General features: G+C 72.5%; 10 protein-coding genes. 6 read left to right on the top strand and 4 right to left on the bottom strand.

What is annotated here, in order from left to right:
* The first annotated feature begins 290 nt into the window (after nt 1-290).
* Entirely contained in the window at nt 291-2672 is a 2382-nt protein-coding gene (locus O3X23_RS28460; RefSeq protein WP_269274449.1) for a phosphoketolase family protein, read from the top strand.
* Between the two features lie 130 nt (nt 2673-2802).
* Here O3X23_RS28460 and O3X23_RS28455 read toward each other — a convergent pair whose 3' ends face one another.
* Nucleotides 2803-3996, bottom strand: coding sequence for a hypothetical protein (locus O3X23_RS28455; RefSeq protein WP_269274448.1), 1194 nt, complete (start codon nt 3994-3996; stop codon nt 2803-2805).
* A gap of 561 nt (nt 3997-4557) precedes the next feature.
* Between O3X23_RS28455 and O3X23_RS28450 the strand changes: the two genes are divergently transcribed.
* Together O3X23_RS28450 and O3X23_RS28445 are read left to right on the top strand one after the other, a co-directional pair.
* Nucleotides 4558-5103: a class I SAM-dependent methyltransferase gene (locus O3X23_RS28450; RefSeq protein WP_269274447.1), complete on the top strand. Its 546-nt coding sequence runs from the start codon at nt 4558-4560 to the stop codon at nt 5101-5103.
* Between the two features lie 64 nt (nt 5104-5167).
* Nucleotides 5168-5818 carry a chain length determinant protein gene (locus O3X23_RS28445; protein ID WP_269274446.1) on the top strand — a complete coding sequence of 217 codons (651 nt, stop codon included), beginning with the start codon at nt 5168-5170 and terminating at the stop codon, nt 5816-5818.
* A 142-nt stretch (nt 5819-5960) separates the two neighbouring features.
* Here O3X23_RS28445 and O3X23_RS28440 read toward each other — a convergent pair whose 3' ends face one another.
* Together O3X23_RS28440 and O3X23_RS28435 are read right to left on the bottom strand one after the other, a co-directional pair.
* Nucleotides 5961-6281 (bottom strand): hypothetical protein, encoded by a 321-nt coding sequence (locus O3X23_RS28440; RefSeq protein WP_269274445.1) that lies wholly within the window; start codon nt 6279-6281, stop codon nt 5961-5963.
* A gap of 154 nt (nt 6282-6435) precedes the next feature.
* Complete coding sequence (locus O3X23_RS28435) at nt 6436-7200, bottom strand: SDR family oxidoreductase (RefSeq protein WP_269274444.1); 765 nt, start codon at nt 7198-7200, stop codon at nt 6436-6438.
* Between the two features lie 140 nt (nt 7201-7340).
* Here O3X23_RS28435 and O3X23_RS28430 point away from each other — a divergent pair, with 140 nt between their 5' ends.
* Nucleotides 7341-10610 (top strand): BTAD domain-containing putative transcriptional regulator, encoded by a 3270-nt coding sequence (locus O3X23_RS28430; RefSeq protein WP_269274443.1) that lies wholly within the window; start codon nt 7341-7343, stop codon nt 10608-10610.
* Here O3X23_RS28430 and O3X23_RS28425 read toward each other — a convergent pair.
* A complete protein-coding gene (locus O3X23_RS28425; protein WP_269274442.1) occupies nt 10579-10959 on the bottom strand; it encodes a winged helix-turn-helix transcriptional regulator in 381 nt (126 codons plus the stop codon). The two genes, O3X23_RS28430 and O3X23_RS28425, sit on opposite strands and share 32 nt — an antisense overlap.
* Before the next feature lie 200 nt (nt 10960-11159).
* Between O3X23_RS28425 and O3X23_RS28420 the strand changes: the two genes are divergently transcribed.
* Together O3X23_RS28420 and O3X23_RS28415 are read left to right on the top strand one after the other, a co-directional pair.
* Nucleotides 11160-12128 carry an NADP-dependent oxidoreductase gene (locus O3X23_RS28420; RefSeq protein WP_269274441.1) on the top strand — a complete coding sequence of 323 codons (969 nt, stop codon included), beginning with the start codon at nt 11160-11162 and terminating at the stop codon, nt 12126-12128.
* A 314-nt stretch (nt 12129-12442) separates the two neighbouring features.
* The coding region (locus tag O3X23_RS28415; protein ID WP_269274440.1) for an AfsR/SARP family transcriptional regulator at nt 12443-13358 on the top strand (916 nt) is incomplete at its 3' end.

The raw sequence follows: 13358 nt of genomic DNA, 5'->3' as shown, positions 1-13358 counted from the left end.
ACCTGCGGGCCGCGCTCTCCGGCAACCTGGCGATGGCGCACTGGCCGGCCGCGAGGACGTTCAGGGCGCGGTAAGCCCAGGCCCTGTCGCTTCGCTGCCGCCCGGACGACCCCGCGACCGCGCGGCTGGAACTGGCCGCCGCCACCGAGGAGGCGGCGCCGATGGGCATCACGCTGCCCGCCAGCTGACCGCCGAGTCCGGCCCGCGCCGACGCGACCCGTATGGCCCTGCCCGCCGGGTAGGGGGCAGGGGAAGGTTCAAGGGGACCACCACGAGCTTTGGAGGACGACATGCGCGACGTCCCGACCCCGACCCCGGATATCGCTGATGCGGAGCTCCAGTCGCTGGATGCCCACTGGCGGGCCGCCAACTTCCTGGCGGCCGGGCAGATCTACCTCATGGGCAACGCCCTGCTGCGACGGCCCCTGGTGCCGGAGGACACCAAGCCCCGGCTGCTCGGCCACTGGGGCACTTCCCCCGGGCTGAACCTGGTCCACACCCACCTCAACCGGGTGATCAAAGCCCGCGGGCAGGACGCGCTGTGCGTGTGGGGACCCGGCCACGGCGGACCGGCGGTGCTGGCCAACTCCTGGCTGGAGGGGACGTACTCGCAGACGTATCCGGACATCGGGCGGGACGCCGACGGCATGGCGCGGCTGTTCCGTCAGTTCTCCTTCCCGGGGGGAGTGCCCAGCCATGTCGCGCCCGAGACCCCCGGATCGATCCACGAGGGCGGCGAGCTGGGTTACTCCCTGTCCCACGCGTACGGTGCCGCGCTGGACAACCCCGGCCTGCTGGTGGCGTGCGTGATCGGGGACGGCGAGGCGGAGACCGGACCCCTGGCCACGTCCTGGCACTCCAACAAGTTCCTCGACCCGGTGCACGACGGAGCGGTGCTGCCCATTCTGCACCTGAACGGCTACAAGATCGCCAATCCGGCGGTCCTCGCCCGGCTGCCCGCGTCCGAACTCGACGAGCTGCTGCGCGGCTACGGTCACGATCCGCTGTACGTCACCGGCGACGACCCGATGACCGTCCACCGGGCGATGGCCGCGGCGATGGACACCGCCCTCGACCGCATCGGCGCGATCCAGCGCGCCGCCCGCGAGGACGGCGCCACCGCGCGCGAGCCCTGGCCGATGATCGTGCTGCGCACCCCCAAGGGGTGGACGGGTCCCGCAGAGGTCGACGGGCTGCCGGTGGAGGGCACGTGGCGCGCCCACCAGGTGCCGCTGTCCGGGGTGCGGGACAACCCCGAGCACCTGCGCCAACTGGAGGCGTGGCTGCGCTCCTACCGGCCGGAAGAACTCTTCGACGCCGAGGGCCGCCCCACCGGGCAGGTCCTCGCGTGTGTGCCGGAGGGCACCCGCCGACTCGGCGCCACCCCGCATGCCAACGGCGGTGTGCTCCTGCGCGACCTGCCCGTCCCGGCGCTGGAGCACTACGCCGTCCCCGTCGACAAGCCCGGTGCGACCCAGCACGAGCCCACCCATGTCCTCGGCGGCATGCTGGCCCAGATCATGGCCGACACGGCGGACCGGCGCGATTTCCGCGTCGTCGGCCCGGACGAGACGGCGTCCAACCGGCTCCAGGACCTCTACCGGGCCACCGGCAAGGCCTGGCAGGCCGAGACCCTGGATGTCGACGAGAACCTCGACCGGCACGGCCGCGTCATGGAGATCCTGTCGGAACACACCTGCCAGGGCTGGCTGGAGGGGTACCTGCTGACCGGACGGCACGGACTGTTCTCCTGCTACGAGGCGTTCGTCCACATCGTCGACTCCATGGTCAACCAGCACATCAAGTGGCTGCGCGTCACCCGCAAACTCCCCTGGCGCCACCCGATCGCCTCGCTCAACTACCTGCTGACCTCCCATGTGTGGCGGCAGGACCACAACGGCTTCTCGCACCAGGACCCCGGCTTCATCGACCACGTCCTGAACAAGGCCCCCGAGGTGGTGCGGGTCTACCTGCCGCCGGACACCAACACCCTGCTGTCGGTGGCCGACCACGTCCTGCGCTCCCGCGACTACGTCAACGTCGTCGTGGCCGGCAAGCAGCCCACCTTCGACTGGCTCGGCCTGGACGACGCCCGGCAGCACTGCGCCCGCGGCGCTGGCATCTGGTCGTGGGCCGGCACCGAGGACAGTGCACGGGACCCCGATGTGGTGCTGGCCTGCGCGGGCGACGTGCCGACGCTGGAGGTGCTGGCCGCCGCCGCGCTGCTCCGCCGTCACCTGCCGGACCTCGCCGTCCGGGTGGTCAACGTCGTCGACCTCGCGCGGCTGCTGCCCAAGGAGGAGCACCCGCACGGCATGTCCGACCCCGACTACGACGCGCTGTTCACCCAGGACAAGCCCGTCATCTTCGCCTACCACGGCTACCCGTGGCTGATCCACCGGCTCGCCTACCGCCGCACCGGACACGCGAATCTGCACGTCCGCGGGTACAAGGAGATCGGCACCACGACGACGCCCTTCGACATGGTGGTCCGCAACGACCTGGACCGCTACCGCCTGGCGATGGACGTCATCGACCGGGTGCCGGGCCTCGCGGTACGCGCGGCGCCGGTCCGCCAGTTGCTGGAGGACATCCGGACCCGGCACCACGCCTGGATCCGGGAGCACGGCACGGACCTGCCCGAGGTCGAGGAGTGGAGCTGGGAGGGGTGAGCTCTCGCGGGATCGAGGGGTCGTCCGCGGCGGGGACACCGGCCGCGCCCAGGCCCCGGGCGGGCGGCACTTCGGCTCGCCCGGGGCCCGGCGACGGCCACCGGCATCCCGAGGGGAGGACGCGCGGACGTCAGCCGGTGTGCGGGCGCCAGACGGTGGCGTGGTAGGGCCCGTTCGCGGTGTGGGAGTCGGGAGGCGGCAGGGCCGCGCTCCCGACGACGACTCCGGCGCGGTTCAGCTGTACCGCGTGCGAGTTGAGGCCGCCAAGGGACGGGAGGTCGGTTCGGACGGCGGTCCGCACGTCGTAGATGTACGCGAAGGAGTTGACGGCGAAGATGTTGCCGACCAGCAGATTGCCGGTCATCGCGTTGACCTCGGTGACGCCGCGACCGGGGATCGTGACGATCGTGTGCGTCACGAGGTCGAAGGTGAAGGCGACGAGGCTGTCCGAGCCCGCCGCGGTCCGCCCGCCCACGATCTGGCCGATCTTGAGATCGGGCCCGAGGTCGGTCCGGATGCCGGTGCCCAGGTCGTACGCGTAGCCGTGGACGTCGGAGTCGCCCGCCGTCCGTGACTGGCCCACGACGGTGTGCCCGCTGACGGCGTGAGCGGTGCTGTAGGTGCCGCCGAGAGTGCCGAGATCGGTCATGGTGCGGGTGGTCAGGTCGTAGGCGTAGCCGTGCCTGGCGGCGCCGGGTGCGCCGGGAACTGTGGAGGTACCGACCACGATGGACCCGCTGATGGCGGTCGCGGAGCTGCTGCCCGCCGGACCGGCGAGGCTGCCCAGATCGGTCATGGTGCGCGTGTTCAGGTCATAGGCGTACGCGTGCGCCACGGTGTCACCGGGGAGCGATGACGAGCCCACGACGGTGCGACCGCTGATACCGGCGACGTCGGCGCTGCTGCCGCCCAGCGTGCCGATGTCGGCCATCCGGTGCTTCGGCAGGCTGTACGCGAACGCGTGCACCGGGCCGCCGTCGGAGAGCGCGGAGGTGCCGACGACGTAGGCGCCCTGCACGTCCACCGCCTGGCTGGAGGTGCCGAGGGTCCCGAGGTCGGTCATGGTGTGGCTGTGCAACTGGTAGGCGAACGCGTGACGGGTCGCGTCCCCGGCCAACTGCGAGGTCCCGACGACCGTGTCGCCGTCGAGCGCGGACGCGGAGCTGGTGGTGCCTCCGAGCGTGCCGAGGTCGTCGGCCGAGTACCACACCGACGGCGGCGGACCCGCCGTCCCGGAGCCGGCGGCGAGCGCCTGTCCGGCGGTCGGTGCGAGCAGCGCGAGCGCGCCCAAGGACGCGAGCAGGAATGCGGGTAATCGCTTCACTTTCATGGTGCCCCTCCGGAGGAAATGATCGAGGGAGCAGAACCACCCGGAATTCTTCCCTCCGGCCCCCCGGTGGCTCCCGGCGGATCGACCCCCGCTTCGCTCCTCTTATACACGCTTTCCATTTGATCAACCAGAGAGCCGAACTCAGGTGGCCTGGTTGCGCTCTGACGGGCTGACCAGCGGGTGGCCGAAAATGATGTTTCGGCCCGCGGGCGGATCGGTGCGCGGAATTCCGAGATCATATTCCGCGAGTGACCCCGATGGCAGGCATTCCGAGGTATGTTCGGTCCGCCGGACGTTCGCGCGCCCGGACGCGGTCACGACTGCCGCGTCCATCGACGCGATGTCCGAGGTGGCGAGCGAACGGAACGGCGGACCGGGGAGTTCCGCCGCGGAGACGGATGAGGACTGCTCTGGGGGGCGGGAATGCTCGAACCGTATCGATTGGACGCGCACAGCCTGCGGAATCGATTCGTCGACGCGCCGAATTCACTGGGCGCACGTATGCGGGCGCGCCGGTGGGAGACGCTCACGACCGTCTTTCCCACCATCGGCTCGATGAGCGTGATCGACCTCGGCGGTACGGTCGAGACATGGCTGCGGGCGCCGGTGCGGCCCGCCCGCGTCCATGTGGTCAACCTGGAGGAGCATCCGCCGCAGTCCCCGGACTGGATCCGCGCCGAGTACGGCGATGCCTGCGACCTGCCGAAGGACCTTCTCGACTGCGGCGACTACGACCTGGTGTACTCGAACTCGGTGCTCGAGCACGTCGGCGGCCACGCCCAGCGGAATCGTTTCGCCGACGCGGTGCACGCGCTGGCCCCCCGCCACTGGGTGCAGACCCCGTACCGGTACTTCCCGATCGAGCCCCACTGGCTGTTCCCGGGATTCCAGATCCTGCCGGTGAACGCCCGTGCGCAATTGGCGCGTTACTGGCCGCTGGCGCACAGCCGGGCCGGGAGTACGGAGGAAGGGCTGCGCTCGGTGCTGAGCACGGAGTTGATCAGTCGGTCGGAGATGAAATTCTACTTTCCCGACTCGCGGGTGATCAGTGAACACATGGCGGGATTGGTGAAGTCCCTGATCGCGGTCAAGACGTCATGACCGCGGCAGACCCGCGGCACTCGGCACGCGGCGCTCGCCGGATGGGACACGAGGAAGGAAGTCCGTGGATTTAGCCGAGCTCTGCCGGGTCGTGCGCCGGCGCTGGTACATCACGCTGCCGGGACTGCTGCTCACCCTGGCGCTGACAGCCGGGGCTTATTGGAAGTCGCCGGTCACGTACCAGTCGCAGAGCATGGTGGCCCTGCTCAATTCGCAGCAGGCGGCACGTGACTTCGACGGGAATCCGTTCCTGAGCACCCAGGCCTCGCTCACCAACGTGGCCGACAGCCTCGCCCGCAGCCTGAACTCCGACGGCTCCGCCGCCGAACTCGCGGCGCAGGGAGTGGACGGTCCCTATCAGGCGATGCTGGCGGACAACGCACAGGGGCCGCTGCTGCTGCTCACCGTCACCGGTACCGACCCGGGCCACGTCCTGACGTCAAGTCAGGCTCTGACGGCCTACGCGGCGAACCGGCTGAAGCAGTTCCAGGTCGAGCAGGCGGTGGCCCCGAACGCGATGATCCGCATGACGACGATCCTGCCACCCAACGACCCGCTGACCCAGGCCAAGAGGAGTACGAAGCCCGTGGTCGTCACCGGGCTGCTCGCTCTGGCGCTGAGCGTCTCGGTCGCCTGGTTCGTCGATGCCCGGCGCCGCCCGCGGCCGGTGCCCGAGCCGGTCCGGGCGGCGGAGACGGCCGGGTCGCTGGTCTGATCGCCAGGCGGAGCGCGGACTGCCGTGTGTCGCGAGCGTCCGCCGCACCGGCGACGTCCCACCGGTGCGCTCCGACTTCGTCAGCGGCATCAAGGAACGGCCCGTCGAGGTCACCCGCGCCTGAGGGACGAAGGGGCCCGGGTCAGGGCCGCATGTCGCTCTGCCCGCAGATCCACGCCAGCGCGTCGTGCACCCCCTGGATGAAGTCGCGCGGGGTCGTGCGCTGGGCGGCGTCCGCCAGCTGCACCACCGCGGCGTCCACCTCGGCCGTCAGCAGGGGCAGGTCCGGCGTGCCCTCGCACGAGGCGCCGGTGATCGGGGCCTGGTCGCCTCGCCCCAGTGCCCACACGTAGCCCGTCAGCGCGCCCCGGGAGAGCTGCGTCTGCTGGGCCGGCCCCGCCCCGACACGCTCCAGGGCGCGGTGGGCCCGCTCGACGTCGGCCAGTGACCTGGTGCCTACCATTTCCTTCTCGTGTCGCTCTGCGTTGGGAAGACTCATACCTGTACGTATGTCCCGTTCCACGCCGCTGATGTGTCCCGCGCCGTGAGGGCATTCCGGATGGCGCAATCCGCACCGCCGGACGCCCGGGTTTCCCGGGTGTCCGGCGGTGCGGGGGCTACGCCTGCGGGACGGCCACGTGCTGGCCGAGACCGCCGTCGACCGGCAGCTTCACGCCGGTGGTGAACGTCGCGTCGACGGCCAGGAACAGGGCCGCACGGGCGACTTCGTCGGAGGTGCCGTGCCGCCGCATCGGCGTGACGGCGTCGCCGAGCGCGTGGAACGCCGCCCGCTCCTCGGCGGACAGGCCGGTGCTGCCGGCGGTCGGGGTGTCGATGAAGCCGGGGCTGACGGCGTTGACCCGGATGCCCCGCCCGACGAGTTCGGTGGCGAGCACCTGGGCGAAGGACCACAGGGCGGACTTCGAACCCGAGTAGGCCGCCATGCCGGCAGAGCCGGTGGAGTCGGCGACGGAGGTGGTGAAGACGATCGAGCCGCCCTCGCGCAGCAGCGGGATCAGCCGCTGCACCGTGAAGAACGCGCCCCGGGTGTTGACGGCGAACTGGCGGTCGTAGGACTCCTCGGTGGTGGACTCGACCGGCGCCAGCTCCGCGATGCCCGCGTTGACGAAGAGATGGTCGACGTGCCCGAGCGTCTTCCCGACGGTCGCGGCCAGCGCGGCGATGTCCGCGGCATCGGCCGTGTCGGAGCGCACCACGTGCGCCCCCGGGCCGAGCTCGGTCCGCGCCTGCGCCAGATTGCGTTCGTTGCGCCCCGTCACCAGGACCTCCGCGCTGCCCTCGACGAGGCGCTTGGCGATGGCCAGACCCATTCCCATGCTGCCACCGGTGATGACGGCCTTCTTGCCCGCGTACGTGCTCATGTGGTGCTGCTCCTTGGGGTGTTACCGGTGCCCGTCGGGCTGGTGACGACCACTGTGCGGAGCGCCGCTGATGATCCGCTGAGGGTTCGCTGCGGGTCCGCTGATGCCGGTTCCCGGAGGCGCTGGGCTAGGGTCGCGGCATGCGTTTCGGGGTGCTCGGTCCACTGGCCGTATGGGACGACCAGGGGAATCCGGTCCGGGTGCCCGAGCTGAAGGTCCGGGCGCTGCTGGCCGACCTGCTGGTGCACGAGGGGCGGCCGGTCTCCGCCGACCGGCTCATCGACGATCTGTGGGGCGCCCGGCCGCCCGGCCGGCCCGCCAACGCGCTCCAGGCGAAGGTCTCCCAGCTGCGCCGCGTCGTGGGCCGCGACCTGGTGGTGCACCAGCCGGCCGGCTATCTGCTGCGCGTCGACGAGAGCGACGTGGACGCGGGCAGGTTCCGGGCGCTCCTGGCGCGGGTGCCCGCCGCCGGCGATCCGCGGGCGCGGGCCGCCCTGCTGACCGAGGCACTGCGGCTGTGGCGTGGCCCTGCGGCCTACGCGGACTTCGCCGACGAGGAGTTCGTCCGTACGACGGCCGGGCAGTTGGCGGAGCAGCGGCTGGCCGCGCTGGAGGAACAGGCCGAGGCACGGCTGGACCTGGGCGAGCACGGTCCGCTCGTCGCGGAACTCGGCGCCCTCGTCGGACGGCATCCGCTGCGGGAGCGGCTGCGCGCGGTGCAGTTGCGGGCCCTGTACCGGGCGGGGCGGCAGGGCGAGGCCCTCGCCTCGTACCGCGACCTGCGCGACCGCCTCGCCGTGGATCTCGGTCTCGACCCGGAGCCCGGCCTGGTCGCGCTCCATCAGTCGATCCTCACCCGCGCCCCGGAGCTGGACGCGGCGCCGCGGGCCGTCAGCGCGTTCGGCGCGGGCCCGCGCACGAACCTGCCCGCTCCGCTCACCGAGCTCGTCGGCAGGGAGGAGTCGGTGACCGGCGCGGCCGCCCTGCTCACGGCCGGGCGCCTGGTGACGCTCACCGGGCCCGGCGGAGTCGGCAAGACGCGCCTCGCGGTCGAGACCGCCGCCCGCGTCGCCGACGCTTTTCCCGACGGTGTGTGGATCGTCGAACTCGCCGGGCGGCACGCACCGGGAGCCGGGAGTGCTTCCGGCACGGAGCTCGCCGAGTCGATCGCCACCACGCTGGGCCTGCGCGACGACGCGGCCACGGGCCCCCCGCCCGGCAGCCCCGGCCCCGCCGTCCCGCACGCCGGCCCCGCCGACCGGCTCGCGGCGGCCCTGCGCGATCGCACCGTCCTGCTGGTGCTGGACAACTGCGAGCCGGTGATCGAGGCGGTCGCCGAGCTGACGGAACGACTGCTGCGCACCGCGCCCGGCCTGCGCGTGCTGGCCACCAGCCAGGAGCCGCTGGGGCTGGCCGGCGAGACGCTGCGGAGCGTCGAACCGCTCCGTCCCACCGAGGCGGTACGGCTCTTCACCGCCCGCGCCGCGGCCGCGGCACCCGGCTTCGCCCTCGACGCCTCCAACGCCGCCGCCGTCGAGGTCATCTGCCGTCGGCTGGACGGCATTCCGCTCGCCCTGGAGCTGGCGGCGACCCGCGTGCGGGCGCTCGGGGTGCACCAGCTGGCGGACCGGTTGGACGACCGCTTCCGCGTCCTGACCGGTGGCCACCGGGGTGCCCCGCCGCGCCAGCGCACGCTGCGGGCCGTGATCGAGTGGAGCTGGGAGCTGCTGACCGCCCCCGAGCGCGTCGTGCTGCGCCGGCTGGCCGCGCACACCGACGGCTGCACGCTCCAGGCCGCCGAGGCGGTCTGCTCCGGCGACGGGGTACGGGCGGAGGAAGTGCTCGACCTGCTGGTACGGCTGGTGGCACGGTCCCTCGTCGTCATGTCTCCGGAGCGGGAACCGGCCGGTCCGCGCTACCGGCTGCTCGAATCCATCGCCGCCTACGGCACCGAGCGCCTCCAAGAGATGGCCGACCTCGATCCCGTACGGCACCGGCACCTGGCGTACCACACCGACCTCGCCGAGCGGGCCCGGCCGCACCTGCGCGGGCCCGACCAGGGGCGTTGGCTGCGCCGGCTCGACGCGGAGACCGGCAACCTGCGAGCCGCCCTCGCCACCGCGCTGCGGCAGGGGACGGCCGACGAGGCGCTGCGCCTGACCGCCGCACTGTCCTGGTACTGGCTGCTGCGCGGCCGCCTCGGCGAGGCCCGTCGATCGCTGCACGCGGCGCTCTCGGCCGGGGGTCCCGGTTCCGGGTCGGCCGCGCTGCGGGCCGAAGTCAGCGCCCTGCACGCCGGGTTCGCCCTGCTGACGGGGGAGCGGACACCGCTCGCCGGCTACGAGGGGATCACCGACCCGGTCCGCCGGGCCGAAGCCCGGTGGTTCCACGCCTACGCCCTCTTCAACGCCGGGGACCTGGCCGCCAGCGAGGAACTCACCGACCGGGCGCTGACCGGATTCCGCGCGGAGCAGGACCGGTGGGGCATCGCCGCGGCGCTCGGACTGCGGGCGACGCACCGGCTGATCCGCGGCGACATGGCGGGGCTGCGGCGCGACGGGGAGCGGAGCGCGGCGCTGTTCGGCGAACTCGGCGACCGGTGGGGCCGGTTGCGCGGCGTCTCCCCGCTCGCCGCCCTCGCCGAGGTCCACGGCGACTACGCGGCGGCGGCCCGCCTGCTGGAGGACGGCCTGCGGATGGCGGAGGAGCTGGGGCTCTCCGCGGAGATCTCCTACCAGCTGTCGGGACTGGGCAGGATCGCCCTGCTGACGGGTGACGCGGACCGGGCGCAGGACCTGCACGAGCGGGCGCGGCGGCTCGCCGTCGAACACGGCTTCAAGTTCGGCGAGGTCCACGCCTCGATGGGTCTCGCCCTGGGCGCGCGCAGGCAGGGCGATCTGGCCACCGCAGAGGCCCTGTTCCGCCGGATCCGGGAGTGGTACTCCGCGGTCTCCTCGGAGGCGGGCAACGCGTTCGTCCTCGCCGAACTGGGCTTCGTGGCGGAACTGCGCGGCGACGAGGCGGCCGCCCGGACCCTGCACACCGAGGGGCTGGCCATCGCCCGGCTCGTCGGTGATCCGCGGGCGGTCGCGCTGGCGCTGGAGGGGCTGGCGGGAACCGAGGCGCTGGCAGGCCGCCCCGGTCACGCGGCCCGGCTGCTCGGCGCGGCGGACGCCGCCCGGACGGCGGCGGGTGCGCCGCTGCCCGCCGCCGAGCGTGGTGACGTGGACCGCGTCACGAGGTCGGCGCGGGCGGCGCTGGGCGAGGAGGCGTTCACCGGCGCGTTCCGGCGGGGCGCGGAGCTGGGTCCGGAGGCGGCCCTGCGGACCGATCCGGACCCGCGGCCGGCGGCGGGAGCAGGCCCGGTGTCCACGGCGCTCAGGAACAGCCGGCCGGTGCGTCCGGCCTGACGGTGTCCAGGTGGGTCTCCACCCACGCGCGCAGCACGCCGAGCGGTACGGCGACGCCGCGGCCCAGCTCCGTCAGCTCGTACTCCACGTGCAGCGGAACGGCCGGGTAGACGGTGCGGTCGACGAACCCGCCGTCCTCCAGGCGCCGCAGGGTGCTCGTCAGGACCTTGGGGCTGATGCCCTGCAGCCGGCGCTGCAGCGCGCCGAAGCGCTGCGGCCCCTCCTCCATCGCGCCGATCGCCAGCGCCGTCCACTTGTTGGCCAGCAGGTCCAGCACGTCGCGGCACGGGCACAGCGCGGCGTAGACGTCGTGCTGTGCGTGGTTGCCTGTCGTGCACGCGATGGTCATGGTGACTGCCTTTTCCTGGTGCGGGACGTGGGCGACACGCCGGGCGCACTGCCCAGCACGGCTCCCACCTGTGATGCTTTCCAAAAGATAGTAATGGCCCTTGCAGGTAACCACTACCTGGTGGGTAGCGTCCACCGCATAACGATCACCGGTCGGCGCCTTGTGCGCGCCGGCCCACCACCCTCGCCAGGAGCCACCAGATGAACGAGAAGCCGACCATGCGCGCGATCACCCAGGACGCTTTCGGCGGCCCCGAGGTGCTGCGGCTCACCGAGCTGCCGCGCCCGGAGCCGGTGCCGCACGAGGTGCTGGTGCGGGTGCACGCCGCCGGGGTCAACCCGGTGGACTGGAAGACCCGGGAGGGCGGCGGCATGGCCGGCGCGCTCGGCGCGCCGCCGTTCGTCCTGGGCTGGGACGTCTCGGGCGTGGTGGAGCAGGTGGGCTTCGGCGTGCACACGCTGGAGGTCGGCGACGAGGTGTACGGGATGCCGCTGTTCCCCCGTGAGGCGGGCGCGTACGCGGAGTACGTGACCGCCCCGGCCCGGCACTTCGCCCGCAAGCCCGCCACGCTCGACCACGACCACGCCGCCGCGGTACCCCTCGCCGCCCTGACCGCCTGGCAGGCCCTGACCGTCACCGCCGGCGTCAGGGCAGGTCAGCGGGTGCTGATCCACGGCGCGGCGGGCGGAGTGGGACACTTCGCGGTGCAGTTCGCCCGGCACCTGGGCGCGCACGTCATCGGCACCGCCTCGGCCCCCAAGCACGCCTGGCTGCGCGCACTGGGGGCCGACGAAGTGGTCGACTACACCGCGGTCCGCTTCGAGGACGTGGTGCGCGACGTCGATGTCGTCCTCGACCTGATCGGTGACGAGCACGACCGTACGAGCACCCGCTCGCTGGCCACGCTGCGCCCCGGCGGCATCCTCGTCGCCGTCCCGTCCGGTGTCTCGCCCGCACTGGTGGAGGAGGCGCGCGAGCGCGGGGTGCGGGCCTCGGCCTACCTCGTCGAGCCCGACGGGGAGTCGCTGGCCACGATCGCCGAACTGATCGACAAGGGCGGGATCGGCGTCGAGGTCGAGGCCGTCCTCCCGCTGGCGGAGGCCGCCGAGGCGCACCGCCGCGGCGAACGGGGCCGCACCCGGGGCAAGCTCACCCTGCACCTCGCATAAGGGGTAAGCGGCCGGAAACGCATTCACGTCGCACGTCAACCCTTAGGAATTCCGAGGGTAAGTGAGTAGGGGGCTCCGATTATTTATAGGGGCCCCCTACCCGCATCCCTGCTCCCTTGTGGCCTGTTCTCGGCGCTGATACTTTCTCGGGCATCAGTTGGGAGCGGGCGGAAATGCGTAGAGAGCAATCTGTCGACATCGGGGAAGAACAGGACTGGAGACTGGGAACGAGCCCTGCAACGAGTTCTCGGGAGACCTATCCGCGATTCCTCTTGCTGGGCCCTGTCGGAATAACCGACGGCCGGGATGTCATCGTGCTGCAGCCGTCCAAACCCGCCAATCTCCTGGCCGCGCTGCTCCTGCATCCGAACTCCGTGGTGTCGGTGGACTTCCTGCAGCGGGTCGTGTGGGGCGAGGAGCGGCCCGTCACCGCGAAGGCGGCCCTGCACACGTGCGTGCAGCGGCTGCGGCAGCTCTTCGCCAAGTACGGCATCGCGGGCAACCTGATCGAGGCCGTCCCCGGCGGCTACCGGATCGCCGCCGACGCCATGACGCTCGACCTGATCGCCTTCCGCGAGCTGCTCAGGAGCGCGGAGGCGGACCCGGATCCCGACGGTGAACTGCGCACCCTGCGGGCCGCGCTGTCCCTGTGGCACGGGCCCCTGCTCGTCAACATCGACTCCGACACCCTGCGGCGCGAGGTCGTACCGCGGCTGACCGAGGAGCGGCTGCGCACCCTGGAACGGGTCTTCGACATCGAGCTCGCGCTGGGCCGATGTCGCCAGGTGCTCGCCGAACTGTGGCCCGAGGCCCGTTCCCACCCGGCGCACGAGCACTTCTGGGCGCAGCTCGTCGAGGCGCTGCACCGGACCGGTCGGCGGGCCGAGGCGCTGAGCGAGTACCGGGTGGTCAAGGAGTACCTGCAGACCGAGCTGGGCGTCGACCCCGGGCCCGCCCTGCAGCAGCTGGAGCTCGCGGTGCTGCGCGGCGACGACCTGTCCGCCCCGCCCGCCCCCCCCGGCCTCGCGATGCTGCCGGCGGGCCGCGGCCGCGGCCTCTCCCCGCCGCCGGCGTTGTCCCCGGCGTTCGCGTCCGGAAAGGCGTTTCCCGCCGAGGACGCCGAGGACGCCGAGGAAGTCCTCGAAACGCTGGTCGGCGCGGGTCTGCTGGAGGCAGTGCCGGAGGCCCGCTCCCGCATGCACCCAGTGCTCCGCACGGGCACCCGGGGCG

This window comes from Streptomyces sp. H39-S7 (assembly GCF_027158205.1).
In the GTDB taxonomy this organism is placed as follows: domain Bacteria; phylum Actinomycetota; class Actinomycetes; order Streptomycetales; family Streptomycetaceae; genus Actinacidiphila.
Note: the sequence above shows the minus strand (reverse complement) of the source record. Positions and strands in the feature narration are given on the sequence as shown.